A 24,320-nucleotide genomic window follows, 5' to 3' on the forward strand; every position below is an offset into this window, starting at 1 on the left:
GTCGGGACGCGAGATCCGGTGTGCGGCCCCTGCTGAATTACGGTGCGGCTACACCGAGGCGTTATCGGGCGCGCACACCGGGCTCTCGGCGCTTACAGTAGGGGAAAGCAAAGACATAAGGCGTTAGGCATCAAATGAAGATTCGTCCGCTCACCAAGCGACAAGAGAAGCAGGTACTGGCGTCTATGCTCGCTGGTTTAAACGAGCCTATAGACAATAGCTGGCGATCAATGCTCAAGAGAGAGGTGGTTGGCTTGACAGTCCCGTTCCTCATCGTGGCTATCGCTTTAGGCGTCCTTCGGACACAGTCATTGCTCACTCTGTTTACTACGGTTGGGGCACTTATTGCAGGTTTGACCATTGGGGTTGGCGTTTGGCGCATTACGGCGGCACGGCATTGGCCCGTGGTAGCTCATTGCTTAGATCGTGACAAGATCGAGCAGCGGCTGCGCGAGCTTGATGCCTAACAATTCATTCAAGCCGACGCCGCTTCGCGGCGCGGCTTAATTCGGGCGTTAGGCACCATGACCGGCTCTCCACGCGAACTCACAAAAGAGCAGTACGAGGCCACCTTCTCGCCTCCAATGATCAATGTGACGGCCACAGCAGAGGAGATCGTCCCGCTCTGGGACTATCTTGATCCGGTTATAGAGGAGCTCTACCACAGCTGCACCGCCTGGGATTGGCGGGTAATGTTCATCTATGAGTCCCGTGACGGGCACTACCAACACTTGAACGTGCCGGTGCCCAAAGACAATACGTATTTGAGCGTGGTCGTTGACAAGCCGAGCAAGCAGATAATCGGGCACTATTTGCTAGATCTCGGGGCACTCTACCCAGACTGGCAAGGTGCCTAACAATTCATTCAAGCCGAACCGGCTTCGCGGCGCGGCTTAATTCAGCAACTGTCTTGAGAAGGTGCCTTTAGGCGACAGCCGCCAAGGCCTTCAACTCGTCCGGCCGCCGCGCATTGACGATCGTCAGCAGCTTGCGCATGCACGCCACCAGCGCGACCTTGGCCACCTTTCCACGTGCCCGCAATTGTTGGTAGTGCGCCCGCATCGCCGGCTCCCATCGCACCGCCGATAGCGTCGCCATGTACAGCGCTACCCGCACCTCGGCGCGCCCGCCATGGATGCGGCGCTTGCCCTGGCTCTGGCCGCTGTCGCGGTTGAGCGGCGCCACGCCCACCAGGCGCGCAATCTCCCTTCGGGTCAATTGTCCAAGCTCCGGCAGCAATGCCAGCACGCTGGCCTGGAATTGCGGGCCGAGTCCCTACGATTCATGCAGGCCGGCGCATTCCGGTTCTTCAGCCCAGTAGGGCGGGTCCTGACCCGCCTGTGGTGTTCCCGGGAAGGTGCAAAGGCGGGTCAAGGCCCGCCCTACCGGTTCACTGCCTTGCGAACTGCGACAGCGCCGCTTTCAATCGCTGCAACCCTTCCGCCACTTCCCCGTCGCCGATGTTCAGCGCCGGCACGAAGCGCAGCACGTCCGGCCCCGCCTGCAACAGCAGCAGGCCGTTCGCGGCGGCGTGGTCGAGCACGTCGCCGGCCTTGCCGGCGTAATCCGGCTTCAGCACCGCACCGAGCATCAAGCCGCGGCCGCGCACTTCGGAGAACAGGTCCAACTCACCATTGATCGCGGCGATGCCGTCGCGCAGCGCCTGCGATTGCTTCTTCACGTTCGCGGCGATTTCGTCCGACGCCAGCTTCTTCAGCGCCACCCGCGCCACCGCCGCCGCCAGCGGATTGCCGCCGAAGGTGGTGCCGTGGGCACCGTAACCCATCACTTCGGCGACCTTCGGTCCGGCCAGCATCGCGCCGATCGGGAAACCGCCGCCCAGCGCCTTCGCCAGGGTGACGATGTCCGGCGTCACCTGGTCGTGCCAGTGCGCGAACAGCGTGCCGGTGCGGCCCATGCCGGCCTGGATCTCGTCGAGGACCAGCAGCGCGTCGTGCCGGTCGCACAGCGCGCGCACGCCCTGCAGGAAACCCGGCGCGGCCGGCGTCACGCCGCCTTCGCCCTGCACCGGCTCCAGCATCACCGCGGCGACGTCGCCGGACGCCATCGCGTCCTCGAGTTGCGCCAGGTCGTTGAAATCGACGTAGCGGAAGCCGCCCGGTAGCGGCTCGTAGCCTTCCTGGTACTTCGGCTGCGCGGTCGCGGTGACCGCGCCCAGCGTGCGGCCGTGGAAGCTGCCCTTGAAGGTGACGATGACGCGCTTGTCCGCCGGGCGACCCTGCTTGCTCGCCCACTTGCGGGTCAGCTTGATCGCCGCCTCGTTCGCCTCGGCGCCGGAGTTGCACAGGAACACGCGGCTGGCGAACTTCGACGCCTTCACCAGTTCCTCGGCCAGCTTCAACGGCGGCTCGCTGTAGAACACGTTGCTGGTGTGCCACAGCTTGCCGACCTGCTCGACCAGCGCGGCGACCAGGTCCGGATCGCAATGGCCGAGCCCGCACACCGCGATGCCGGCGGCGAAGTCGATGTACTCGCGGCCGCTGCTGTCCCAGACGCGCGCGCCCTGTCCGCGCTCGATGATCATCTCGCGCTGCTTGTAGACGGGCAGGTAGTAGTCGCGGCCGAGGGCGAGGAGGCGGGCGGGGTCGGGCGTGGTCATGGGCGGGGCATGCGGAAGGGCGTTCTATTGTGCCGGAATCCCGGCGCCCGGCGTCGCTCCGCGGCTTCCGCAAGACCCACCCTTCCTGCCCGCGCATCCCTTCCGCTCAGCGCCCGGCGGCGATCCGGGCGACGTTCAGCGCCAGCAGGCGGTCCTGGCCCATGCCTGCCTGCGCGATCCGCGCATGCCTGGCGTAATCGTCCCCGCGCTCGTCGGCGGTGGCGACCAGCGCCGCGGCGAAATGCAGCTCCGGATCCTGCGGGCGCAGCTTCAACGCCTGGTCGATGTCCGCGCTGCCGTCGGCGCCCGCCAGCAGCGCGCGCAGCGCCGGCGCGTCGGCCTTGCCGATCGCCGCCGTGTCGTAGCCCTGCAGGCGCACGATGTCCTGCAGCGTTTCGCGGAAATAGCCGGCGTCGAACAGCGCCAGCGCCCTGGCGTCGTCGTCTTTGGCGACAGCAACGCGCGCGTCGAGCCGGCCGGCGAGTCCGCGTGCGACCTTGCCGTCGCGGCTGGCGTAGATCGCCGCGCGGCGCAGCGTCTCCATCCGCGCGATGACCGGCGTGGCGGGCGCCAGCAGCGCCTCGGTGTCGGCGCCGAGCCTGGCGAGGTCGTAGCCGGCGCGCGCCTGGTTCCAGCCGTTGCCGCCCCACGGCAACGACGGCGCGCCGTTGGTCTGGAACGGATGGCACAGCAGCGGCGGGCCGGCGAACGCCGGCGCGGCGAACAGCAGCATCGACAGCGCCAGGCCATGCAGCAGCGGTTTGGGTTTCGCGGTGTTCATCGAAGTCTCCGACAGGTCGCGCACGAAGGGTGCGCGTCGGAAGGACGCCTGCGGCGGCAACGCCGTTAACCGGCGCGGGCGCGGCATCAATCGCGCTGCAGGATCTCCGCGCCATCGCGCGACGGCAATGCGTCCGGCCATTGCGTCCACCAGCGCTTGATCCGCGGGTACGGCAGCGCCTCCCACCACGGCCCCATCGCATTCGGCACCTGCGCGCGCACCGCCGCGCGCGCGACCCGCGCATCGGCCGGCATCAGTTCCGACATCCGGTCGAACACCGGGCCGTCGGCCAGTTGCGGCCGCGCGCGCAGCAGCGACATCAGGCTGATCGCATCCTGCGGCCGCGCCGCCGCGGCCAGCGCGCGTACCGCGGCCGCATCGGGTTCCGCCATCGCATCCTGCGCATCCAGCGTGCGCAGCGCCGCGACGAAGGCGTCGCTCGCGCCTTCGTCGTACGGCGTGCCCGGGCGGCCGTGCGCGGCGAACTCGACCCGCGCGCCCTGCGGCACCAGCACTTCGCGCCAGCCGCTCTCGACCTGCACCCAGCCGCTGCGCACGGCCAGCGTGCCGCTGCCGTCGGCATTGGCGCGCATGGTGAACTCGCAGCCGAGGTCGAGCACGTCGCCCGCCGGCGTCGCCACGCCGAGCGCGCCGGGCGGCGCCCACACCCGCGCCCACAGGCTGCCGTGCTGCAGCTGCGTGCGGTGCCGGCCGCTGCGCGTGTCGACGATGCGGAAGCGCGCGCCTTCGCCGACCCCCACTTCGCCGATCCGCGCCACGCGCAGGCGCACGCGGCCGGCGCCGGTTTCGAGCACCGCACCCGGCGCCAGCCGCGATGCGTCGCCGATATCGCGGCCGTCGACACGGGCCTCGCCTTCGACCGCCGCGATGCGCCATGGCTGTTGCGCCGGCCATTGCAGGCGGTACGCGTACCAGCCGCGCACGCCAATCGCGAACGCGGCGATCGCCGCGGCGCCCGCGATGGCGATGCGCCAGCGCCGGGCGCGGCGCCCGCGGGAAGGCGCGACGCCCGGCGCGGTCGCGCCTCGACGCGGCGGCACGCGCGACCGCGGCCGCCAGCCCTGCGGCGCCAGCAGGCGCTCGAGTTCGGCGACCCCGGCATCGACCGGGCCGCTACGGTCCCACAGGTAGTCGTCGTGTCCGGGGATCTGGTTCATGGTTCCGTTCCTCGCGCCGCGCCCGCGAAAGCCTCGCGCAGCATCGCCATGCCGCGATGCAGGTTCACGCGCACGCTGCCGGGGGTCAGCCCGGTGCGTTCGGCGATCTCCGGCCCGGTCAGGCCTTCGACCAGGCGCAGCAGCAGGGTCTCGCGGTAGGCCTCGGGCAGGCCGCGGATCGCGCGCAGCGCATGGTCGGCGTCGAGCCGGTCCTCGACGCTGCCCGGGCCCGCGGCGACATCGAGCGCGGCATCCCCGACCGTCGGCGCACGCCGGCGCTTCGCGTCCAGCGCCGCATGCCGCGCGATGCTGACCACCCAGCCCGGGAACGCCGCGTCGTCGCGCAACTCCGGCAATCGCGCCAGCACGGTTTCGAACACGTCCTGGGTCAGGTCGTCGGCGTCGCTGCGTTGCACGTAGCCGAGCAGCACGCCATGCACGACCGGCGCGAAACGGCGGAACAGCGCGTCCATCGCGCCGCCATCGCCGGCACGTGCCGCCGCCACCATCGCCGTCGTCGCCTGGCCGTCCACGCTGCCCGTCGTTGCACTCCCGGGAACCGGATGCGTCTGCCGCACGAAGTGTTAACGCCGCAGGAACGGCCCCGGCGCGCGACCGCGGGGACCGCCCGCCACGACGGATGTTGCCGCGAGCCGGCGCACGGCGCTCGCGCGCCGGACCCGCTCCTACAGGAACAAATCCGGCAGCAACGGCTGCGACGGATCGACCGCGTAGCCGGAAAGATCGGTCACGCCGGCGCCGGCCAGCGCTTCGTCGTCGATCAGGAAATTGCCGTGGAAGCCCTTCGCCTCGCGCGTCAGGATCGCGTGCGCGGCGTCGGCCATGATTTCCGGCTTGCGCCCGTTCGCCGCCGACACGCCGGGAATCATGTTCAAGGCGTCGGTGGCGATCAGCGTGCGCGGCCACAACGCGTTGACCGCGACGCCCTGCGGGCCGAATTCGCCGGCCAGGCCGATCGTGACGAAGCTCATGCCCATCTTCGCCAGCGTGTAGCCGGTGTGCGGCGCCCACCATTTCGGGTCCAGCGACGGCGGCGGGCACAGGGTGAGGATGTGCGGATTGGCCGCCTGCAGCAGGTACGGCAGGCAGGCCTGCGCGCACAGGAAGCTGCCGCGCGCGTTGACCTGCTGCATCAGGTCGAAGCGCTTCATCGGCGTGTCCAGCGTGCCGCGCAACCAGATCGCGCTGGCGTTGTTGACCAGGATGTCGATGCCGCCGAACGCGTCGACGGTGGCGGCGACCGCGGCCCGCACTTCGTCCTCTTCGCGGATGTCGCACTTCAGCGCCAGCCCGCGCCCGCCGGCGGCGTCGACCGCCTCGGCGGCGCTGTGGATGGTGCCGGGCAGCTTCGGGTTCGGCACCGCCGACTTCGCCGCGATCGCGACGTTGGCGCCGTCGCGCGCGGCGCGCAGCGCGATGGCCAGGCCGATGCCCCGCGAGGCACCGGTGATGAACAGGGTTTTGCCGGCGAGGGTGGTCATGGGAGAAGTGAGCGAAGAGGGGTGAGGAACGAGCGACAGCTCGGGATTTTACCCACTCCTCGCTCCTCCTCACTCTTTATCCCGCTCCTACGGTTTCGGCCCCCGGCCTTCGTTGTCTTCCCACTTCAGTATCCGCCGGGTGAGGAAGCGGTACGCCGGCTTGCCGGTACGGAACCACAGGTCGCGCAGCCACGAATGGCGCCCGAGCACGCGCAGCTCGACCGGGGTGAGCCGGTCGCGGCAGTACATGCGCTTGTGCTTGAGCAGGTGGCGCAGGTCCTCGCGCGCCAGCAGGCGCATCCAGCGCGAGCGCGGGTCGCCGAAGGTGGCCAGTTGGAAGTCGACCACCGCCGGGCCGCCGTCCTCCAGCACCAGCCAGTTGGCTTCCTTGGCCAGGTCGTTGTGGGCGACGCCGCGGCGGTGAATCTGCTGCAACAGGCGCCGCGCGGCACGGAAATAGGCCACGTCGCCGCGCGGCGGGCGCAGGTACATCGCCGTGCCTTCCAGGTAACTGCGGTCCAGGCGCATGCCGTCCCAGCCGAGCAGTTGCGGCGTCGCCGGCTGGCCCTGCAACCGGCGCAGCGCGCGCGCCTCGCGCCGCGCCAGCCGCCATGCGGTCAGGCGCAGCCACCATGGCGAGGCCGCCAGGTCGCGGCGCACGAACACGCCCCGCGTGCCGCGCATCAGCGCGATGCGGCCGAAGCTGTCGGCCTTCAACGCCCTGATTTCGACCGGGTTCGATGCGTCCATGCGCGGATTCTAGTCGCTGCGGCCATGCGACTCCCCTCCCCCGTGCGGGAGGGGGAAATCCGCCGCGCCCACCTATAATCCACAGATGAGTCCTACTTGGTTCGACAGCCTGCTGGCCTGGGTCGGTGCGCATCCGCACGCGGCAGGCGCGGTGATTTTCGCGGTGGCGTTCTGCGATGCGTTGATCGTGCTCGGCGCGGTGGTGCCGGCGCTGCCGCTGCTGCTGCCGGTCGGCATCCTGGTCGGCATGGGCGAAATGTCCGGGCCGTCCGCGCTGGCCTGCGCGGCGCTGGGCGCGTTCCTCGGCGACGGCCTCAGCTTCTTCGTCGGCCGGCGCTGGGGCCGGCATCTCTACGACTACTGGCCGTTCTCGAAGTACCCGCAACTGCTGCACCGCGGCGAGGCGCGCTTCCGCCGCAACAGCGTCAAGAGCGTCATCGTCGCGCGCTACCTCGGCCCGATCCGCCCGTTCGTGCCGGCGGTGGCCGGCATGTCGCGGATGCCGCTGAAGAAATACCTGCCGACCAGCGCCTTCGCCGCGCTCAGCTGGGCGGCGCTGTTCCTCGCGCCGGGCTGGATCCTCGGCCAGGCCTACGACGCGGTGGCCGCGGTCGCCGGGCGGCTGGCGCTGGTGCTGGGCCTGCTGGCGCTGGTGCTGGCGCTGGCGTGGATCGCGGTGCTGTTCACCTACCGCTGGTTCGCCGCGCACGCCGACGCGCTGCTGGCGCGCGCGCTGCGCTGGTCGCACGCACACCCGGTGCTGGGCCTGTATTCGGAAGCGCTGTTCGACCCGAAGCGGCGCGAATCGGTGTCGCTGGCGCTGCTGGCGGTGCTGCTGCTGGCGGTCGGCTGGGCCCGCTTCGCCTTCGCCGCGCTGGTGATCGGCCACGGCGAGCCGCTGTCGATCGACCTGGCCGTGCACCGGCTGATGCAGGGCGTGCGCAACCCGCTGGCCGACCAGCCGCTGGCCGCACTGGCTTCGCTCGGCGACGCGCAGGTGCTGGCGCCGGCGGCGCTGGCCGCGCTGGGCTACCTGCTGTGGCGCAGGCGCTGGATGGCCGCCGCGCACTGGGTGGCGGCGCTGGCCTTCGGCCTGGCGCTGACCGCGTGGCTGGGCGCGGTGGTCGACATCCCGAAACCGCCGGCGGTCGTCGGCGGCTTCGGCTTCCCGTCGATCGCGGTGACGATGGCGACGATCGCCTTCGGCTTCTTCGCCGTGCTGATCGCGCGCGAACTGCCTGGGCGCAACCGCATCTGGCCGTACATGGCCGCGGGCCTGGTGGTCGCGCTGATCGGCTTCGCGCGCCTGTACCTGGGCGCGCACTGGCTCAGCGACGTGGTCGGCGGCATCCTGCTCGGCGTGGTCTGGCTGCTGGCGCTGGGCGTCGCCTATCGCCGCCGCGTCAACCGCTCGTTCTGGATGGCGCCGCTGGCGTGGCTGTTCTACGGCGCGTTCGGCATTGCCGCGCTGTGGCACGCGCCGCGCAGCGTCGGCACGGCGCTGGCGCGCTTCGAAGCGCAGCCGGCGACCGAGTCGTACGCGATCGACGGCTGGTGGAACAAGGATTGGCAGCGCCTGCCGGCGCGACGCAACGAATTCGACAACGAACAGCGCTGGCCGCTCGACGTGCAGGTCGCCGGCCCGTTGGCGCCGCTGCAGGCCCGGCTGGAAAGCGCCGGCTGGCACGTGCAGGCGCAGGCCGGCTGGGAGGAGGCGCTGCAGTTGCTGAACATCACGACGCCGGCGGAGCAGCAACCGGTGCTGCCGGCGACGCTGGACACGCGCGCGGAAAGCCTGCTGATGCTGCGTCCCGGCGCGAACCCGGACGAGATGTACGCGCTGCGCCTGTGGCCGGCGCCGGCCAGCGTGCGCGAAGCCGGCCGCGAACAGCCGTTGTGGATCGGCAGCGCGCAGGTATTGCGCCACCGCCAGGCCTTCAACCTCGTCGACATGTGGTTGCCGCTGTCGGAAGCCGATGCCGCGCTGGCCGCGGTGACGGTCGCCGTATCCGGCTTGCCGAACGGCATCGCGATCCACCCGGATTCGAAGCTGCCGGTGTTGCGGGTGCGTACGGACACGCCGGCCGGAAGCGGCGACAGACCCACGCTGTAGGAGCGGCGTAAGCCGCGATGCCTTTCATCCAGATCGCTGGGCGCCTTATCGCGGCTTACGCCGCTCCTACATCAAGCCGAGCAACCGCTCCAGCCGCTGGTGCACGTCGTCTTCCTGCAGGATGCCGAGCCGCTGCGATGGTTCCAGCGGCAGCAACTCCGCCAGGCGCCAGCCGACCCACGAGGCGTTGTCGAGTTGCTGCTGCGACAGCGCCGGCAGGTCGGCGTCGATCTGTTCGAGGATCTTCTCCAGCACCGTCGCCAGCATCGCGTGTTCGGGGTGCAGTTCGTCGTCGGGGTCGGGTTCGCACCATTCGATTTCGCCGACGACCAGGCCGTTGTCGCGCACGCGGGTGCGGCGTACGTGGAAGCGCCGGCGCCCGCGCAGGCGCAACGCGAGCAGGCCGTCGGGACCGGTGTCGAAGTCCTCGATGACCGCCTCGCAACCGAACGCGGCCGGCGTGGCCGGCTCGCCGACTTCGCCGCCCACCAGGATCAGGCAGACGCCGAAGCCGCTGCCGCTGCGCCCGCAGTCGCGCACCATGTCGAGATAGCGGGGCTCGAACACGCGCAGTTGCAGCGCGGCGCCGGGGAGGAGGACGGCGTGGAGGGGGAAGAGCGGGAGGGTTTCGGTGGCTGGCATGCGCGCATCCTATCGCGCCGCAGCCGTAGAGCAATCAAAGAGCGATGCGCCAATTCCTCGTCACTCGCGTTTCACGGGAGCTGGCCCAACGTCCATGCCGTCATAAGAATCAAGCCCTTGCTCGTCCGCAAACCGATAAAGCTGCCGGTTGCGTTGATCCAGTGTATCGGGACTGTGGATTTCGACCTTCTCGACATGCAGCCACCAGAGATCGCGTCCTTTGGGGTCGTCCTTGTCGGACAAGTAGATGTCTACAACCCGGTATCCCTGCTGCTCGAGGAGCGCCGCGGCTTTCTGGAGTTTTTCTTTTGAGCGACCCGTGAAAAAGTAGCCCCACAGCATCTGCTTGGACGTATCCCAGCCCGGCCCTCTGGGCATGTTCCCGAACATCTCGATGAGTTGATCCTTGGTAATCACGCTCTTCCTCTTGGCCATCGTCAATCCGGCAGCCGTGGCGATCAACAGGACAAGGACCGATAACGCCAGTATTCGACCGCTCTTCACTGCCGGCTAGCCCTCCAAAGCCGCCAGGAACTTCCTCGGCGCCCCGTCGAACCCGCCGTTCGACATGAACACCACGTGGTCGCCGGCCTTCGCCAGCGAACGCAGCGTCGCGATCAGCTCGTCGCTGTTCGGCACCGCCTTCGCCTCGCCGCGGATCGCGGAAACCACCTTCGCCGCATCCCAGGGCAATTCCGGCCGGGCGAGGAACACCACCGCGTCCGCATCGTCCAGCGACGGCGCCAGCGCGTCGGCGTGCGCGCCCAGGCGCATCGAATTGCTGCGCGGCTCCATCGCCACGACGATCCGCGCCTTGCCGACCTTCGCGCGCAAACCCTGCAGGGTCGTGCGGATCGCGGTCGGATGATGGGCGAAATCGTCGTAGACGGTGATGCCGCCGGCTTCGCCCAGCCCCTCCAGCCGGCGCTTGACGCTGCGGAAATCCGCCAGCGCCGGGATGATCTTCGCGATGTCCACGCCGACCGCCGCGCATGCCGCCAGCGCCGCGACGCCGTTGAGCACGTTGTGGTCGCCGAGCAGCGGCCACTCGACCGTGCCGATTTCGGCGCCCTTGTGCAGCAACACGAAGCGGCTGCCGTCGTCGCTCAACTTGCGTGCCGACCAGTCGAAGGCTGCGTCGAAGCCGAATTTCTCCACCGGCGTCCAGCAGCCCATCTCCAGCACTTCGGCCAAATGCCGGTCGTGGCCGTTGGCGATCAGCCGGCCACGGCGCGGCACCGTGCGCACGAGGTGATGGAACTGGCGCTGGATCGCGGCCACGTCGGGGAAGATGTCGGCGTGGTCGTATTCCAGGTTGTTGAGGATCGCCACCAGCGGCCGGTAGTGGACGAACTTGCTGCGCTTGTCGAAGAACGCGGTGTCGTATTCGTCGGCTTCGACCACGAATTCGCGGCCCTTGCCGATGCGCGCGGACACGCCGAAATCCTCGGCCACGCCGCCGATCAGGAAGCCCGGCTCGCGCCCGGCCGCATCCAGCAGGAAGGACAGGATCGTCGTCGTCGTGGTCTTGCCGTGGGTGCCGGCGACGGCCAGCGTGTCGCGGCCCGGTAACACGTTCTCGGCCAGCCACTGCGCGCCGCTGTTGTACTTGCGCCCCGCATCGAGCACCGCCTCGACCGCGGGATTGCCGCGCGACAGCGCGTTGCCGATCACGATCTCGTCGCAGCCGGCGGAAATGTTTTCCGGCAAGTAGCCCTGCGCCAGCGCAATGCCCAGTTTCTCGAGTTGCGTCGACATCGGCGGATAGATCGCCTGGTCGCTGCCTTCGACCGAGTACCCGAGTTCGCGCGCCAACGCGGCCACGCCGCCCATGAAGGTGCCGGCGATGCCGAGGATGTGGATGTTTCTGACGGGAATGTCGCTCATGCAGCGATTGTCGCCGATTTCGCGCGCCCGGATCCTGCCCCGGGCGCGTTGTCCGGCGCGATCCATGCTACTTTCCGCCGACCGTTTCCCCGGCTTCCGCGGGAATCTCGCGGCGACCCGCGGGCGGCACCCAACTACGACCACCCAGGAGCTTGCAGATGTCGATATCCAAGTCCCTTCGCGTTTTCACCCCCCTCGCCGCCGCCATGGCGCTGGCCATCGCCAGCGCTTCCGCGACGGCTGCCGATGCCGTTGACCCCGCCCTGAAGGCCGCCATGCAGCGCGACCTGGGCCTGTCGGGCACGCAATTGGCGCAGTACCTGAAGATCGAGCGCCTCGCCGCCCAGCAGCAGAAATCGCTGCAATCCACGCAGGGCCGCCACTTCGCGGGTAGCTGGATCGAACGCCAGGGCGACGGTTCGTTCCGCTACGTGGTGGCGACCACCTCGATCGCGCCGCAGCAGGCCACTGCGGGCGTGGAAATTCGCCGCGTCGACCACAGCCTGGCCGACCTCGAGGCCGCCAAGGCGGAACTGGACCACGCGGCCGACCGCAGCGGCCGGGCGCCGCAAGGCGTGTACAGCTGGCGCGTCGACCCGCAAACCAACAGCGTCGTGGTCGGCGTGGGCAATGGCGCGCAGAAGGCCGCGATCGACTTCGTCGCCGCCAGTGCAGCCGACGCCGGGCTGATCCGCTTCGAAACCATGGCCGATGCCCCGCGGCTGCTGGCCACGCTGCTGGGCGGCAGCGAGTACATCTCCTCGCCCGACGGCCAGAGCGGTTACTACTGCTCCGTCGGCTTCTCCGTCACCCAGGGCGGCAACCAGGGCTTCGCGACCGCCGGCCACTGCAGCGAGGGCGAGGCGGGCTGGGGCGTGTACGTGTCGGGCGGCAAGCGGAAGGGGGCGACCCGGATCGGCTCGTTCGCCGCATCGACCATGCCGGACAACAACCAAACCGGCCCGGACCGGGCCTGGGTCCAGGTCGACAGCGGCAACACGCTCCAGCCGCTGGTTTCCGGTTACGGCTCGGGCGACGTGGCCGTGCACGGCAGCACCGAAGCGGCGATCGGCGCGGCGGTCTGCCGTTCCGGCCGCACGACCGGCTGGCATTGCGGCGCGATCCGCGCCAAGAACGTGACCGTGTCGTATGTCGACCAGAGCGGAAACCCCGACGGCACCGTGACCGGCCTGACCCAGACCAGCGCCTGCGCGGAAGGCGGCGACTCCGGCGGCTCGTTCATCACCGGCACCGGCCAGGGCCAGGGCGTGCTTTCCGGCGGCAGCGGCAGCTGCAAGGGCAAGCAGGGCAAGAATGGCGGCGGCAACACCTACTACTCGCCGTTGAACCCGATCCTGCAGTCGTACAACCTGACCTTGAAACTCAGCCCCTGACCGGCGCGAGCGACCGGTCCCGCAAACGAAACGCCCCGGCATGCCGGGGCGTTTTTCTTGTGGTTCGATGCGCGGTCAACCGACCGCCTTCTCCGGCGCGATGGCTTCGACGATGCGGTTGAACACCTCGTCCAGCTCGCCGACGCCGTCGACCACGGTCAGCTCGCCCTGCTGGCGGTAGAACTCGATCACCGGCGCGGTCTGCTCGGTGTACACGTCCAGGCGCTTGCGCACCGACTCCGGATTGTCGTCGGCGCGGCCTTCGGCCTTGGCGCGGCCGGCGATGCGTTCGACCAGCAGTTCGGTCGGCACTTCCAGCTGCACCGCCGCGTCGAACTTCTGCCCCAGCCTGTGCAGCAGCTTGCCCAGCGCGTCGGCCTGCGCCAGGTTGCGCGGATAGCCGTCGAGGATGAAGCCGGCCCTGGTATCGGCGCGCGAGAAGCGGTCTTCCAGCATGCCGAGCAGGATTTCGTCGCTGACCAGTTCGCCGCGCGCCATCACTTCCTTCGCCTGCATGCCGAGCGGACTGCCCGCGGCCACTTCCGCGCGCAACAGGTCGCCGGTGGAGATGTGCGGCACCTGCAGGTATTCCTTCAGGCGCATCGCCTGCGTCCCCTTGCCCGAGCCGGGCGGGCCCAACAACACCAATCGCATCGAGTCACTCCCTCAAGATCGGAATCCCGGGCGGGCGGCGTTAGAATCCATTGCCGTACCATTGCCGCGCCGCATACCCGCGCAGCTTACCGCATCCGCCCCACTGGAAACGAACCCGACATGGCCGCAGGCACCCTACTTTATGCTCAGTCCGGCGGCGTCACCGCCGTCATCAACGCCACCGCCGCCGGCGTCATCGGCGAGGCCCGGGCCCGAAAAATCAAGGTCTTGGCCGCGCGCAACGGCATCCTCGGCGCGCTGCGCGAGGAACTGATCGATACGACCAAAGAATCGGCCGCGGCGATCCGCGCGCTGGCGCACACGCCGGGCGGCGCGTTCGGCAGCTGCCGGGTCAAGCTGAAGTCGCTGGAAGCGGACCGGGCGAAATACGAGCGCCTGCTGGACGTGTTCAAGGCGCACGACGTCCGCTACTTCCTCTACAACGGCGGCAACGACTCGGCCGACACCGCGCTGAAGGTGTCGCAGCTGGCCAGGGCCTACGACTACCCGCTGGCCTGCATCGGCGTGCCGAAGACCATCGACAACGACCTCGCGGTCACCGACTGCTGCCCGGGCTTCGGCTCGGCGGCGAAATACACCGCGGTGTCGGTGCGGGAGTGCGCGCTGGACGTCGCGGCGATGGCCGAGACCTCGACCAAGGTCTTCGTCTACGAGGCGATGGGCCGCCACGCCGGCTGGCTGGCCGCGGCGGCGGGACTCGCCGGCAAGGGCGCCGGCGACGCGCCGCACATCATCCTGTTCCCCGAACGCGCCTACGACGAGGCCGCGTTCCTCGCCGAGGTGAAGAAGGTCGTGGCGAAGGTCGGCTACTGCGTGGTCGTGGCCAGCGAAGGCATCCACACGGCGGACGGCAGGTTCGTCGCCGACGCCGGCGGCGGCACCGATTCGTTCGGCCACACCCAGCTCGGCGGCGTGGCCTCGTACCTGGCCGGCAAGGTCAAGGACGCGCTCGGCTTCAAGGTCCACTACGCCCTGCCCGACTACCTGCAGCGCTCGGCGCGGCACCTCGCGTCGAAGACCGACTGGGAGCAGGCGCAGGCGGTCGGCAAGGCGGCGGTGAAGTTCGCGCTGGAAGGCCGCAATTCGGTGATGCCGGTGATCGTGCGCACCTCGGACGCGCCGTACCGCTGGAAGATCGAACCGGCGCCGCTGGACAAGGTGGCCAACCACGAGAAGAAGATGCCGGCGAACTTCCTGCGCAAGGACGGCTTCGGCATCACCGCCAGCGCGCGCAAGTACCTCGAACCGCTGGTCCGCGGCGAAGCGCCGCTGCCCTACGGCCGCGACGGCATCCCGAACTACGTGACGCTGAAGAACGTGGCGGTGAAGCAGAAGCTGCCGAAGTGGGAAGGGTAACGCCTTCCCGGGAGGGCCGGCGAGACTGTAGGCTTTCGCAAGTCGACATTCCTTTGGCAGATACATGAATCAGCCGCACGAAGCGAAAGCTCCGGCCGTAAAGCAGCCTCCCGTTCTGTTCGAGAAGACCCAGGCCGTGCTCGCGCAGCTGGCGCAGGAGCTCGGCGGCCCCGTCCTTAGCTATTGGAACAATCCGCGTGGCGCAGTCTGCGCCAACGACGTGATTGCCTTGTACGAACTGCTGGAGCGCCTCGGTAATCACGAAACGATCTTTCTTTTCATAAAGTCCGACGGCGGCAGCGGGCAGGTTTCGCTGCGACTGGTCAACCTGCTGCGGCAGCACTGCACGCAGCTGGTGGCGCTGGTACCGCTGGAATGCGCCTCGGCAGCGACGATGATCACCCTCGGCGCGAACCGCATCCTGATGGGGCCGACCGCCTACCTCACCGCCGTGGACACTTCGCTGAACCATGCCTTGTCGCCCATCGATCGCGACAACGACCGCGTCAATGTCAGCCTGGACGAGCTGACCCGCGTGATCCGGCTTTGGCGCGGGCAATCCGGCAACAGTGACGACAATCCGTACAAGCACCTATTCGGCTATGTGCATCCGCTGGTGATCGGCGCAGTCGACCGCGCCGAATCGCTGTCGATCATGCTCTGCCGCGAACTGCTGTCCCACCATATCGCCGACGAAACGGTCGCGGAACGCATCGCCAATACGCTCAATTCCAAGTATCCGTCGCACAGTTACCCTATCCTGCTGCCGGAAGCACGCAAGATCGGACTCAATGCCGAAGCGATGCCCAGCCGCGTCAACTCACTTTTGCTGGAGCTCAACCGCCTCTACAGCGAAATGGGGCAGAAGGCGACTACGGACTTCGACGAAATCCGCGCACACGGCAACGAAATCCTCAACATCTGGGAAAGCGACGGATTGCAGATTTATTTCCAACAGGACAAGGACTGGTTCTACCGCAGCGAAGAGCGCCGCTGGATCACCATGAACGACAACAGCAGTTGGAGGCGCATCGAGCGCGCCAACGGGAAGCTGAAACGCAGCATCATGCACGTGGCCTGACGCCGGCTGGCTCACAACCCCGGCGGCAGCGTGACCTCGAAGCGCGCGCCGCCCAGTTCGGCCGAACGCGTCACGTTCAATTCGCCGCGGTAGCCCTTCACCAGGTCCTGCACGATCGACAGGCCGATGCCGTGGCCCTGCACGCGCTCGTCGCCGCGCACGCCGCGCTGCAGGATGCGCGCCACGTCGTCCTCGGCGATGCCGGGACCGTCGTCGTCGACCGCCAGCACCAGGCCGGCGCGGCGGTTGCTGGCGACCTTCCCGACGGCGACGGTCAGCAGCACGCGCGAACGCGCCCACTTGAACGCGTTCTCCAGCAGGTTGCCGAGCAGTTCCTGCAGGTCGCCCGGCTCGCCGTAGAAGCGCGCCTTCGGGTCGATCTCGAATTCGCAGACCACGCGCTTGGCCGTGTAGACCTTCTCCAGCCCACGCACGATCTCCTCGGCGTGCGGCTCGATCAGCACCGGCGCGGCGAACAGCTTGTGCCCGCCGGACGCGGCGCGCGCCAGCTGGTACGAGACCAGGTTGTTCATGCGCCGCAACTGGGTGTCGAGTTCGTCGCGCAACGCGATGGCGTGCACGCCGTCGTCGAGTTGCGCGCGCAGCACCGCCAGCGGTGTCTTCAGGCTGTGCGCCAGGTCCGCGAGCGTGTTGCGCTGGCGCTCCAGGTTCTCGCGCTCGCTGTCGATCAGCGCGTTGATGCTGCCGGTCAGCGGCGCGAGTTCGCGCGGGTGGTCGTCGCTCATGCGCTCGATCTCGCCGCGCTGCACCTTGTCCAGCTCGTCGACCACGCGCCCCAGCGGGCGCAGGCTCCAGCGCAGCACCACCATCTGCAGCAGCAGCAGCACCGCGCCGGCGCCGCCCAGGTAGGACCACAGCGCGCGCCGGAACACGTCGATCTGCGCGTCGAGGGTACGGGTGTCCTCGAGGATGTAGACGGTGAAGGGGAATTCCCTGTCGTCGCGGCGCACCAGGCTGGCGCCCAGGCCGAAGCGGTAGACCTCGGCCTCGCTACCGTCGATCTGCGTTGCCGGCAGCGGGCCATCGAAGATTTCCCGCCTCGGCGCCAGCATCGCGCCGGCCGGCAGCACCGGCCCTTCGCCCGAGGTGCTGATCCAGCGCGTGTTGTCCGGCAACACGACCTGCGCGTACAGGCCGCTGCCGGGCTGCAGGAAACGCGGGCTGGGCGGGCTGTTGACGACTTCGTAGTCGATCACCGAACCGTCGCGGGCGAAATCGATGCCGTTGATGTAGGCGATCGCGAAGCTTTCCAGCCGCTCGCGCAGGTTGCTGCGCGCGGTGTCGGCGAAGGCCCGGTCCAGCGCGTAGCCGGCGAGGGCGAGGAAGGCCACCAGGCCCAGGCTGGCGGCGAGCAGCTGGCGCGCGCCGAGCGAGCGCGGGCGCCAGCCGTCCAGCACACCGGCGCCGGTGCGCGCGCCGCCCGTGCCGGACGAGGCCGCGCCGGGCATCAGCCCTCGTTGCGCGGGATGGCGAAGCGGTAGCCGCGGCCGCGCACGGTCTCGATCGGCTTCAGCTCGCCGTCGGGGTCCAGCTTCTTGCGCAGGCGGCCGATGAACACCTCGAGCACGTTCGAATCGCGGTCGAAGTCCTGCTGGTAGATGTGCTCGGTCAGGTCGGCCTTCGAGACCAGTTCGCCGGCGTGCATCATCAGGTATTCGAGCACCTTGTATTCGTAGCTGGTCAGGTCGACGTTGCTGCCGCCGACCGACACGGTCTGCGCGGCGAGGTCGAGCGCGACCGGGCCGCATTCGAGGGTGGGCTTGCTCCAGCCGGCGGCGCGGCGCAGCAGCGCGTTGACGCGGGCCAGCAGTTCCTCGACATGGAACGGCTTGACCAGGTAGTCGTCGGCGCCCTGCTTCAGGCCCTCGACCTTGTCCTGCCAGCTGCTGCGCGCGGTCAGGATCAGCACCGGGAACTTCTTGCCCTCGTCGCGCAGGGCCTTGATCAGCTCCATGCCCGACATCTTCGGCAGGCCCAGGTCGATGATGCCCACGTCGAACGGCACCTCGCGGCCCATGTACAGGCCTTCCTCGCCGTCCTGCGCGGCGTCGACCGCGAAGCCCTCGCGCTTCAGGCGCGCGGCCAGGGTTTCGCGGAGCGGTGCTTCGTCTTCGACCAGCAGAATACGCATGGACTCTCCCTTGAAAAGAACGGCCGGCTTGGCCACGGAACTACGCTAGACGGATGCCGTGCGAAAGGCTACCGCAAATGCCGTCGCGGCGATGAATGGCGGGATTATGGCGTGGTCGCGTCAGCGTCGCGCGAAGGCGGCGCGCTGCGGCGGTCGACGCCGCGGCGCGGCTGGCGGTTGTCGTCGACGTAACGCACCCGGCCCTGCTCGTCCATGATCTTGATGCGGGTGAATTCCTGGCCGTCCGCCTGCACGCGCTCGGCGCCGAGCACGCGGCCGCCGTTGGCGCGCTGGATGCGGCGCACCGAATCGGACAGGGAGGAGTCGTCGTCCCGGCGGGAAGGACGCGGGAATTCGGGGCGCGGCGCCGACGACGGGCGCGGCATTTCCTGGCGGGGCTGCTGCTGGAACGGCGGCGGCGACCGGCGCGGGCCCTGCTGCGCCCACGACGCATCCGCGGCGGCAAGGCCCAGGCAGGCGAGCATCAGTAGCGGAAGCGGGCGGCGCATAACGGAAACCTAACTTACGGGAGCATTGCTGAATAAAAACCCTCAGGCGTCCCACCGGACCGGTCGCCACGCCTGCGGACGCAATTCTGGGCGCCGGCGGTGAATCCGTTCTGAACTTATCCACAGCCGGGGAAAGGCATTCAGCGCCGCGATGGCGGGGGCTTGTGCCCCATTCAGAATATCTCGGCCACGCAGCAGCGCAACGAGCCGCCGGCGGCTTCTATCGCGTCCAGCGCGACGCCACGCAGCAAGAACCCGGCCCGCTCCAACCCGGCGCGCGAGGCCGGCGACAGCGCGGCGGCGGCGCGCGCGCTCATCCATACCGAGCCGTCGCGCAGGCAGATCGCGTTGCCGGCGAAGGCGGCCGTTTCGGCCTTCGACAGCACGATGGCGTGCGGCGCGTAGAACCCGGCGACGGCCTCGGCGACCGCCGCGTCGGCGAAGCCGGACGGGCATACCAGCGCGGCGCGGCCGGCCAGCACCGCGAGCAGCACGTTGGCGTGGTACTCGCCGGGCGCGAGGTCGAACAGCAGGGTCGCGCGCAGGCCGAAGGCCGCGTGCATCAGCGCCGCGCCTTCCGCGTCGCAGCGCTCGGACAGGCCGCAGTAGCCGAGGCCGCGCACGCGGTCGATCACCAGCGCGCCGGTCAGTTCGCACGGATGCGGCTGCGCCGACAGGTCGGTTTCGGCGTAGCCGAGCGTGTCGCGGAAGAAGCCGCGGATGTCGGAACGGCCGGCTTCGCGCCGGCGTACCTCGTGGCGCATGCGGCCGACGATCAGCCGGCCGGGCACGGTGGCGAACACGTTGTTCGGGAACAGCGCGTCCGGCGCACCGGCATGGCCCGGGAAACAGATCGTCGGCAGTTCTTCGCCCAGCGCGAGCTGCAACGCGCGGTGCTGCGCCTGCGCGCCGGCCGGGTCGAAGTCCGCGGCGCCGGCCATGTAGCGGTTGTCCGTCGCCGACTGTTCGGCGCGGGCGAAGCCGTCCGGGGAAACCAGGAACGCGGCGCGCGCGGTGGCCGGGCCGAAGTCCGCCGCGCACCGCGCGGCGAAGGCGAAGAACGCCCCGGCATCGCGGGTGATCATCGGACGATCGTCATGCCGCCGACGGCAGGCGCTGCGTCGCCGCGACCGCCCGCTCGACCAGCGACCAGTCCGCGCCGGGGCGGTGCGCGCCTTCGCTGAGCACGTGGCGGAACGCGCGTCCGCCGGGCTGGCCGTAGTACAGGCCGAGGATGTGCCGGGTCATGCGCTTCAGCGCGACCCCTTCGCCGAGCTTGCGCTCGACGTAGGGGCGGAACGCCTGCAACAACGCCTCGCGCGTCCTCGTTTCGCCGCCGAACAGTTCGACGTCGAGCCGGTGCAGCAGGTACGGGTCGTGGTAGGCGGCGCGGCCCAGCATCGCGCCGTCGACGCATTGCAGGTGCATCTGCACCGCCTCGACCGATGCGATGCCGCCGTTGAGCGCCACCCGCAGCCGCGGCCGCTCGTGCTTCAGGCGGTACGCCCAGTCGTGGCGCAGCGGCGGCACCTCGCGGTTCTCCTTCGGCGACAGCCCCTGCAGCCAGGCGTTGCGCGCGTGCACGACGAACTCGCGGCAACCGGCGGCGGCGATCTCGTCGACGAAGCCGAGGAACTTGCCGTAGTCGTTGTCGCCGTCGACGCCGAGCCGGCACTTCACCGTCACCGGCACGTCGCCGGCCGCCGCGGCCATCGCCGCGACGCATTCGGCGACCAGCGCCGGCTCGCGCATCAGGCAGGCGCCGAAGCGCCCGGCCTGGACGCGGTCGGACGGGCAACCGCAGTTGAGGTTGATCTCGTCGTAGCCCCACTCGACGCCGATCTTCGTCGCCTGCTCCAGCAGTTCCGGTTCGCTGCCGCCGAGCTGCAGCGCGACGGGGTGTTCGGTCGCATCGAAACCGAGCAGCCGCACGCGGTCGCCGTGGATCGCCGCGTTCGCGTGCACCATTTCGGTGTACAGCCGCGCATGCGGCGCCAGCACGCGATGGAACGCGCGGCAATGCGTATCCGTCCAGTCCATCATCGGAGCAACAGAAAGACGCAGAGAGGCCTCATAGCGCGATTTTTCGCGCAAATCCAATGAGTTATCCGGTTTTTTCTGTTGCTCAGTTGCGCTCATGATCGGTCAATTTCGGCAGTTTTCGGGCTCATATTGCTACACTGGTTGCTACGTCGAAGCTCATGTAGCATCACCCGCATGGGTACCATCGTCAGCCGCCGTCGCAAGGACGGATCATTAGGTTACACCGCCCAAATCCGCATTCATCGGCAGGGCAAGTGCATCCACTCCGAGTCGGAGACGTTCGATCGCCGCCAGTTGGCCACCGAATGGATGCGACGGCGGGAAGCCGAGCTGGACCAGCAACGCGCCCGCGGCGAGCCGTTGGGCAAGGGCTCCACCCTCGCCGAGTTGCTGGAGTGGTACGGGAAGGAGATCAAGGAACTGACGCCTTGGGGACGGACGAAGGAAGCCGACCTCAAGCGGCTGGCCGGCTACGACATCGCCAAGAAGAACGTCCTACGCCTGACTACGGCGGACTACATCGGCCACGTCGAAGATCGCCGGCGCGCTGGCGCCGGCCCGGCAACGGCCGGCAATGACCTGATTTGGCTGCGCCAGGTGCTGCGCTCTGCCCGCGCCTCACTCGGCCTGCCGATCGATCTGCAGCTGCTGGAGGATGCCGCGCATGAGCTGCGGCAACGCCGCGTCACCGGCAAGCCCAAGGAACGCCAACGCCGCGTGACTGCGGCCGAGGAAAAAGCCTTGCTCGACCACTTCGCCATACGCGACGTGCGTGCCGAAATTCCGATGGCCGACATCATCCGCTTCGCCCTGCTCACCGCCCGCCGCCAGGAGGAGATCACCAGGCTCAAGTGGACCGATCTGGATCGCGAGAAAGGCATCGCCTGGCTGGACGACGTGAAGCATCCGCGCAAGAAGATCGGCAACCGCCGCGCCTTCCGCCTGTTGTCTGAAGCTTGGGAGATCATCGACCGACAGCCCAAGGTCATGATCGAGGGCCCGGACGGCAAACAGATCCCCGATCCGCGCGTGTTCCCCTACAACCCCAAATCGGTCGGCGCCAACTTCACTCGTGCCACTCGGCTTCGCGGCCTGCAGGACCTGCACTTTCACGACCTCCGCCACGAAGCCACCTCTCGCCTGTTCGAGCGCGGCTACGACATCCCGGAAGTCGCCCAGTTCACCCTCCACGAGTCCTGGACGACCTTGAAGCGGTATACCCACCTCCGACCCGAGCACGTCGAGGAACGCCCCGTCAAAGCCCCAACCAATCCACCCAACGCCCTCCAATCCGGCCCATCGCTCCATTTTGGTACGGAAATCTAGTACCCCACCCGTAGGGAAACTAAGATTCCCAGGTAGGGCCATCGAATGACCACAGAAGGACCGTCGACCGTGTAGCGGAATAGCGGAACGACCGGAATCAGCGTATAGGCGGGTAGGTATCTAAATTTCCTTACCCAACCCCATCCAACTCATTGAAGCAGGTGCTTGGCGGCCGTACCTTCACAGTCATCCATTTGAGACCACCGCTATGTCCGCCAAGAAATCCGACGCCGCAGTCATCGAGTTCCCCAAGCCTGGCAAGAAGACCTCCTCCACCGAGAAGATCTGGGGCAAGGCCGTTTACGGCCATGGCTATGCCGGCATTCCTTCTATTCTGATCCAAGGTCAGCGCCGGATAGGTCTGAACCCGATGCAGATGAACATTTGCATCCAGTTGCTCGACTATTGGTTCGACCCGGCGCGCAAACCCTTCCCCACCAAGAAGGATTTGGCACAACGTATCGGCTGCACCGAAAAGACCATTCAAAACAACATCCGGGCGCTCGAGAAGGCGGGACTGGTTAAGCGTCAACTTCGCCGAACTGCCGCTGGCGACTGGAACAGCAACATCTACCACTTGGACGGACTGGTCGCGAAAGTGAAGGCGCTGGAACCCGAATTTACTGAAGAGAAGCAGCAGCGCGCTGCGCTGAAGTCCCAACTCCAGAAGCCCGGTGGGCTAAAGGCGAAGTCCAAGTAAAAAATTACCCCGGCCGCGTGCCCAGTTGGGCAGAGACGGTACCGGGGTGTACGGAAGCACCTTACCCCACGGGGTGATGGTTTGCAAGTGGCCGGCAAGAGGCATTCAGGAAGGGATGAACCACGAGAATTTTGAGGAAGCCTTGTCGCTAGAACGCTTTGGCCGCTACCTGACCTGGGCGGCTGGCGACCGTGGCCAAGCTATCGCCCTCTATGGGCTGAACACCCGCCTTTCCGAAAGCCTGTACACACCCCTACAGACGCTGGAGGTGGCGCTGCGCAATCGCATCCACACGGTTCTCGCCGAGGCCAAGGGCGCGGATTGGTATAGCGAAGCTGCAGGGCTCCTACTAGTTCCGCACCAATCCGAGCAGGCTGCCAAGGCTATGGAGGAGTTGGTCCAGGCGGGGAAACCCGTGACCGCGGGTGGCGTGGTCGCCAGCCTCACTTTCAGCTTCTGGACGGCGATGTTCAACAAGGACTACGAAACCCTGTGGCAACAGACCCTCCACAGGATCGCCGACCCAACTGCACCTAAAGGATTGAAGCGAAAAAGCTTCTCTGGGCCGCTCACGCCAATCCGCGTTCTACGTAACCGTATCGCGCACCACGAACCGATCCTTGGCTGGGATCTCCGCAAGCATCACGCCCGAATCATAGAGCTAATTGAGTGGCTGTCGCCGCCGGCCGCGAAATGGTGCAGCGAGAACGACCGTTTTCCGCAGGTATACCCCGCTGAGGGGATCGTGCTCGCGCGGCTAGAAGCCCCTGAGAAATGCACAGATGGGGCCGCAGATTGAGGTACTTAGAACTGTCTCGGCAGAGAGACAGATCCGACCTATGGCGCAGCCCATGAGATCAACCCGACGTAACCTCAAGGCTTGATGACTAGGAGCTAGCAAATGAACGCATGAAAGATCACCTGGGAGACGTTCTTTAAACACTCGAGTCGGCGAAGCTATGCAAAGGAACTCTGGCGCCTCTCGAGCATAAAGTTGCGTGTTGGCTTCATCGTTGCTGCGCTGGCGTTCATTGCCGCGATCTCATGGGTGGCACATCGTCACCTGGACGACTGGCAATCAATGGCAGCAATTCTGCTCGCGGAATTGTTTCTCTTCCTAATCATTGAAGAAATGAAAGGCCGTGTCTTCAGATCGGAATATGGCGATGCCAGCACCGTGCTGGGCCCGCCAGAGAAGGAGTGGTACCGGGAGAGCAGATTCTTGATGTTTAAGAAAAGGCTTACCGATGCGTCTGTGACCCGAAATCATGTCGAAAACCTCTTCGATCTCATCGATGCGAAGATCGACCTGGAAAACCACCGCAATGAAACAGCCAAGAAATTCCTGATCTTTGCGTCGGGTGTGGTCACAGCATCAGCTGTTGCATGGGCGAAGGGGTTGGAACCCAAGGCAGCAATACAAGCCGCCGCGTGGTTTGCTCTCTTCTGTGCGTTCATCGCTCCTTTCCTTTGGGTTTTACCATGGGTTCACCCCCGTTTTCACGGACACTTACGAGAAGGCCGATCAAGGCCATGAGGAGTGTTCATGTCGAAGCGAAGGAAGTTCAGCACCGAGTTCAAGCGCGGTGCGGTTGAGCAGGCCAGCCAGCC

25 protein-coding genes and 1 pseudogene are annotated in these 24,320 nt (G+C 67.7%); 10 read left to right on the plus strand and 16 right to left on the minus strand.

Annotated elements, in window-relative coordinates:
• The first annotated feature begins 134 nt into the window (after positions 1–134).
• Both CSC71_RS14565 and CSC71_RS14570 read left to right on the plus strand, forming a co-directional pair.
• On the plus strand, positions 135–467 hold the full coding sequence (locus CSC71_RS14565; protein WP_162375108.1) for a hypothetical protein: 333 nt from the start codon (positions 135–137) through the stop codon (positions 465–467).
• A gap of 57 nt (positions 468–524) precedes the next feature.
• Positions 525–857, plus strand: coding sequence for a hypothetical protein (locus CSC71_RS14570; RefSeq protein ID WP_162375109.1), 333 nt, complete (start codon positions 525–527; stop codon positions 855–857).
• A 67-nt stretch (positions 858–924) separates the two neighbouring features.
• Here CSC71_RS14570 and CSC71_RS14575 read toward each other — a convergent pair.
• The 7 genes and pseudogenes from CSC71_RS14575 to CSC71_RS14605 form a co-directional block, all read right to left on the minus strand.
• A pseudogene (locus CSC71_RS14575) lies at positions 925–1,275 on the minus strand (transposase); the annotation flags it as partial.
• Between the two features lie 115 nt (positions 1,276–1,390).
• On the minus strand, positions 1,391–2,620 hold the full coding sequence (locus CSC71_RS14580; protein ID WP_162375111.1) for an acetylornithine transaminase: 1,230 nt from the start codon (positions 2,618–2,620) through the stop codon (positions 1,391–1,393).
• Between the two features lie 106 nt (positions 2,621–2,726).
• On the minus strand, positions 2,727–3,401 hold the full coding sequence (locus tag CSC71_RS14585; RefSeq protein WP_162375112.1) for a hypothetical protein: 675 nt from the start codon (positions 3,399–3,401) through the stop codon (positions 2,727–2,729).
• Positions 3,402–3,487: 86 nt separating this feature from the next.
• A complete protein-coding gene (locus tag CSC71_RS14590; RefSeq protein WP_162375113.1) occupies positions 3,488–4,579 on the minus strand; it encodes a FecR family protein in 1,092 nt (363 codons plus the stop codon).
• Positions 4,576–5,112, minus strand: a complete 537-nt coding sequence (locus CSC71_RS14595; protein WP_211368060.1) for an RNA polymerase sigma factor — start codon at positions 5,110–5,112, stop codon at positions 4,576–4,578. Before CSC71_RS14595 ends, CSC71_RS14590 begins: the two co-directional genes overlap by 4 nt.
• 153 nt (positions 5,113–5,265) lie before the next feature.
• Positions 5,266–6,081, minus strand: a complete 816-nt coding sequence (locus CSC71_RS14600; RefSeq protein WP_162375114.1) for an SDR family oxidoreductase — start codon at positions 6,079–6,081, stop codon at positions 5,266–5,268.
• Positions 6,082–6,168: 87 nt separating this feature from the next.
• The gene (locus tag CSC71_RS14605; protein ID WP_162375115.1) at positions 6,169–6,831 is read right to left on the minus strand and encodes a protein kinase family protein; all 663 of its coding nucleotides are present in this window, start codon (positions 6,829–6,831) and stop codon (positions 6,169–6,171) included.
• Between the two features lie 85 nt (positions 6,832–6,916).
• On the opposite strand from CSC71_RS14605, the gene CSC71_RS14610 reads away from it, so the two are divergent.
• Positions 6,917–8,944, plus strand: a complete 2,028-nt coding sequence (locus CSC71_RS14610) for a bifunctional DedA family/phosphatase PAP2 family protein (protein WP_162375116.1) — start codon at positions 6,917–6,919, stop codon at positions 8,942–8,944.
• Between the two features lie 66 nt (positions 8,945–9,010).
• On the opposite strand, the gene CSC71_RS14615 is transcribed toward CSC71_RS14610, so the two are convergent.
• The 3 genes from CSC71_RS14615 to mpl form a co-directional block, all read right to left on the minus strand.
• Entirely contained in the window at positions 9,011–9,586 is a 576-nt protein-coding gene (locus CSC71_RS14615; protein ID WP_162375117.1) for an LON peptidase substrate-binding domain-containing protein, read from the minus strand.
• A gap of 60 nt (positions 9,587–9,646) precedes the next feature.
• Positions 9,647–10,021 carry a ribonuclease E inhibitor RraB gene (locus CSC71_RS14620; RefSeq protein ID WP_162375118.1) on the minus strand — a complete coding sequence of 125 codons (375 nt, stop codon included), beginning with the start codon at positions 10,019–10,021 and terminating at the stop codon, positions 9,647–9,649.
• A 75-nt stretch (positions 10,022–10,096) separates the two neighbouring features.
• The gene (gene mpl / locus CSC71_RS14625) at positions 10,097–11,473 is read right to left on the minus strand and encodes a UDP-N-acetylmuramate:L-alanyl-gamma-D-glutamyl-meso-diaminopimelate ligase (protein ID WP_162375119.1); all 1,377 of its coding nucleotides are present in this window, start codon (positions 11,471–11,473) and stop codon (positions 10,097–10,099) included.
• 158 nt (positions 11,474–11,631) lie between these two features.
• Between mpl and CSC71_RS14630 the strand changes: the two genes are divergently transcribed.
• Entirely contained in the window at positions 11,632–12,867 is a 1,236-nt protein-coding gene (locus CSC71_RS14630; RefSeq protein ID WP_162375120.1) for a S1 family peptidase, read from the plus strand.
• Positions 12,868–12,942: 75 nt separating this feature from the next.
• Here the strand turns inward: CSC71_RS14630 and CSC71_RS14635 are convergent, their stop codons facing one another.
• Positions 12,943–13,521 carry an adenylate kinase gene (locus CSC71_RS14635; RefSeq protein ID WP_162375121.1) on the minus strand — a complete coding sequence of 193 codons (579 nt, stop codon included), beginning with the start codon at positions 13,519–13,521 and terminating at the stop codon, positions 12,943–12,945.
• Positions 13,522–13,641: 120 nt separating this feature from the next.
• Between CSC71_RS14635 and CSC71_RS14640 the strand changes: the two genes are divergently transcribed.
• Both CSC71_RS14640 and CSC71_RS14645 read left to right on the plus strand, forming a co-directional pair.
• Positions 13,642–14,898: a 6-phosphofructokinase gene (locus CSC71_RS14640; protein ID WP_162375122.1), complete on the plus strand. Its 1,257-nt coding sequence runs from the start codon at positions 13,642–13,644 to the stop codon at positions 14,896–14,898.
• Positions 14,899–14,962: 64 nt separating this feature from the next.
• Positions 14,963–15,979 carry an SDH family Clp fold serine proteinase gene (locus tag CSC71_RS14645; protein WP_162375123.1) on the plus strand — a complete coding sequence of 339 codons (1,017 nt, stop codon included), beginning with the start codon at positions 14,963–14,965 and terminating at the stop codon, positions 15,977–15,979.
• An 11-nt stretch (positions 15,980–15,990) separates the two neighbouring features.
• On the opposite strand, the gene CSC71_RS14650 is transcribed toward CSC71_RS14645, so the two are convergent.
• The 5 genes from CSC71_RS14650 to dusA form a co-directional block, all read right to left on the minus strand.
• Positions 15,991–17,448, minus strand: a complete 1,458-nt coding sequence (locus tag CSC71_RS14650) for an ATP-binding protein (protein WP_162375124.1) — start codon at positions 17,446–17,448, stop codon at positions 15,991–15,993.
• Positions 17,448–18,131, minus strand: a complete 684-nt coding sequence (locus CSC71_RS14655) for a response regulator transcription factor (RefSeq protein WP_140725978.1) — start codon at positions 18,129–18,131, stop codon at positions 17,448–17,450. Before CSC71_RS14655 ends, CSC71_RS14650 begins: the two co-directional genes overlap by 1 nt.
• 104 nt (positions 18,132–18,235) lie before the next feature.
• Positions 18,236–18,640 carry a hypothetical protein gene (locus tag CSC71_RS15435; RefSeq protein ID WP_170295399.1) on the minus strand — a complete coding sequence of 135 codons (405 nt, stop codon included), beginning with the start codon at positions 18,638–18,640 and terminating at the stop codon, positions 18,236–18,238.
• 173 nt (positions 18,641–18,813) lie between these two features.
• Positions 18,814–19,725 carry an arginine deiminase-related protein gene (locus CSC71_RS14665; protein WP_162375125.1) on the minus strand — a complete coding sequence of 304 codons (912 nt, stop codon included), beginning with the start codon at positions 19,723–19,725 and terminating at the stop codon, positions 18,814–18,816.
• A 10-nt stretch (positions 19,726–19,735) separates the two neighbouring features.
• Positions 19,736–20,779: a tRNA dihydrouridine(20/20a) synthase DusA gene (gene dusA, locus CSC71_RS14670; RefSeq protein ID WP_162375126.1), complete on the minus strand. Its 1,044-nt coding sequence runs from the start codon at positions 20,777–20,779 to the stop codon at positions 19,736–19,738.
• Positions 20,780–20,857: 78 nt separating this feature from the next.
• On the opposite strand from dusA, the gene CSC71_RS14675 reads away from it, so the two are divergent.
• The 4 genes from CSC71_RS14675 (at position 20,858) to CSC71_RS14690 (ending at position 24,246) form a co-directional block, all read left to right on the plus strand.
• Positions 20,858–22,009 (plus strand): site-specific integrase, encoded by a 1,152-nt coding sequence (locus CSC71_RS14675; RefSeq protein WP_162375127.1) that lies wholly within the window; start codon positions 20,858–20,860, stop codon positions 22,007–22,009.
• A 208-nt stretch (positions 22,010–22,217) separates the two neighbouring features.
• Entirely contained in the window at positions 22,218–22,709 is a 492-nt protein-coding gene (locus CSC71_RS14680; RefSeq protein WP_162375128.1) for a helix-turn-helix domain-containing protein, read from the plus strand.
• Positions 22,710–22,824: 115 nt separating this feature from the next.
• Positions 22,825–23,508: an Abi family protein gene (locus CSC71_RS14685; RefSeq protein ID WP_162375129.1), complete on the plus strand. Its 684-nt coding sequence runs from the start codon at positions 22,825–22,827 to the stop codon at positions 23,506–23,508.
• 195 nt (positions 23,509–23,703) lie between these two features.
• Positions 23,704–24,246 (plus strand): hypothetical protein, encoded by a 543-nt coding sequence (locus CSC71_RS14690; protein WP_162375130.1) that lies wholly within the window; start codon positions 23,704–23,706, stop codon positions 24,244–24,246.
• Positions 24,247–24,320: the final 74 nt, after the last annotated feature.

It is taken from the genome of Pseudoxanthomonas sangjuensis (assembly GCF_010211755.1).
Classification (GTDB): domain Bacteria; phylum Pseudomonadota; class Gammaproteobacteria; order Xanthomonadales; family Xanthomonadaceae; genus Pseudoxanthomonas_A; species Pseudoxanthomonas_A sangjuensis.

Bases quoted from the DNA above. Each gene is read 5' to 3' on its own strand.
- CSC71_RS14655 (WP_140725978.1), bottom strand. From the start codon at position 18,131: ATGCGTATTCTGCTGGTCGAAGACGAAGCACCGCTCCGCGAAACCCTG.
- CSC71_RS14635 (WP_162375121.1), bottom strand. From the start codon at position 13,521: ATGCGATTGGTGTTGTTGGGCCCGCCCGGCTCGGGCAAGGGGACGCAG.
- CSC71_RS14685 (WP_162375129.1), top strand. From the start codon at position 22,825: ATGAACCACGAGAATTTTGAGGAAGCCTTGTCGCTAGAACGCTTTGGC.
- mpl (WP_162375119.1), bottom strand. From the start codon at position 11,473: ATGAGCGACATTCCCGTCAGAAACATCCACATCCTCGGCATCGCCGGC.
- CSC71_RS14640 (WP_162375122.1), top strand. From the start codon at position 13,642: ATGGCCGCAGGCACCCTACTTTATGCTCAGTCCGGCGGCGTCACCGCC.
- CSC71_RS14610 (WP_162375116.1), top strand. From the start codon at position 6,917: ATGAGTCCTACTTGGTTCGACAGCCTGCTGGCCTGGGTCGGTGCGCAT.
- CSC71_RS14645 (WP_162375123.1), top strand. From the start codon at position 14,963: ATGAATCAGCCGCACGAAGCGAAAGCTCCGGCCGTAAAGCAGCCTCCC.
- CSC71_RS14605 (WP_162375115.1), bottom strand. From the start codon at position 6,831: ATGGACGCATCGAACCCGGTCGAAATCAGGGCGTTGAAGGCCGACAGC.
- CSC71_RS15435 (WP_170295399.1), bottom strand. From the start codon at position 18,640: ATGCGCCGCCCGCTTCCGCTACTGATGCTCGCCTGCCTGGGCCTTGCC.
- CSC71_RS14665 (WP_162375125.1), bottom strand. From the start codon at position 19,725: ATGATCACCCGCGATGCCGGGGCGTTCTTCGCCTTCGCCGCGCGGTGC.
- CSC71_RS14680 (WP_162375128.1), top strand. From the start codon at position 22,218: ATGTCCGCCAAGAAATCCGACGCCGCAGTCATCGAGTTCCCCAAGCCT.
- CSC71_RS14580 (WP_162375111.1), bottom strand. From the start codon at position 2,620: ATGACCACGCCCGACCCCGCCCGCCTCCTCGCCCTCGGCCGCGACTAC.
- CSC71_RS14650 (WP_162375124.1), bottom strand. From the start codon at position 17,448: ATGCCCGGCGCGGCCTCGTCCGGCACGGGCGGCGCGCGCACCGGCGCC.
- CSC71_RS14620 (WP_162375118.1), bottom strand. From the start codon at position 10,021: ATGGCCAAGAGGAAGAGCGTGATTACCAAGGATCAACTCATCGAGATG.
- CSC71_RS14630 (WP_162375120.1), top strand. From the start codon at position 11,632: ATGTCGATATCCAAGTCCCTTCGCGTTTTCACCCCCCTCGCCGCCGCC.
- CSC71_RS14565 (WP_162375108.1), top strand. From the start codon at position 135: ATGAAGATTCGTCCGCTCACCAAGCGACAAGAGAAGCAGGTACTGGCG.
- dusA (WP_162375126.1), bottom strand. From the start codon at position 20,779: ATGAGCGCAACTGAGCAACAGAAAAAACCGGATAACTCATTGGATTTG.
- CSC71_RS14675 (WP_162375127.1), top strand. From the start codon at position 20,858: ATGGGTACCATCGTCAGCCGCCGTCGCAAGGACGGATCATTAGGTTAC.
- CSC71_RS14570 (WP_162375109.1), top strand. From the start codon at position 525: ATGACCGGCTCTCCACGCGAACTCACAAAAGAGCAGTACGAGGCCACC.
- CSC71_RS14585 (WP_162375112.1), bottom strand. From the start codon at position 3,401: ATGAACACCGCGAAACCCAAACCGCTGCTGCATGGCCTGGCGCTGTCG.
- CSC71_RS14600 (WP_162375114.1), bottom strand. From the start codon at position 6,081: ATGACCACCCTCGCCGGCAAAACCCTGTTCATCACCGGTGCCTCGCGG.
- CSC71_RS14615 (WP_162375117.1), bottom strand. From the start codon at position 9,586: ATGCCAGCCACCGAAACCCTCCCGCTCTTCCCCCTCCACGCCGTCCTC.
- CSC71_RS14590 (WP_162375113.1), bottom strand. From the start codon at position 4,579: ATGAACCAGATCCCCGGACACGACGACTACCTGTGGGACCGTAGCGGC.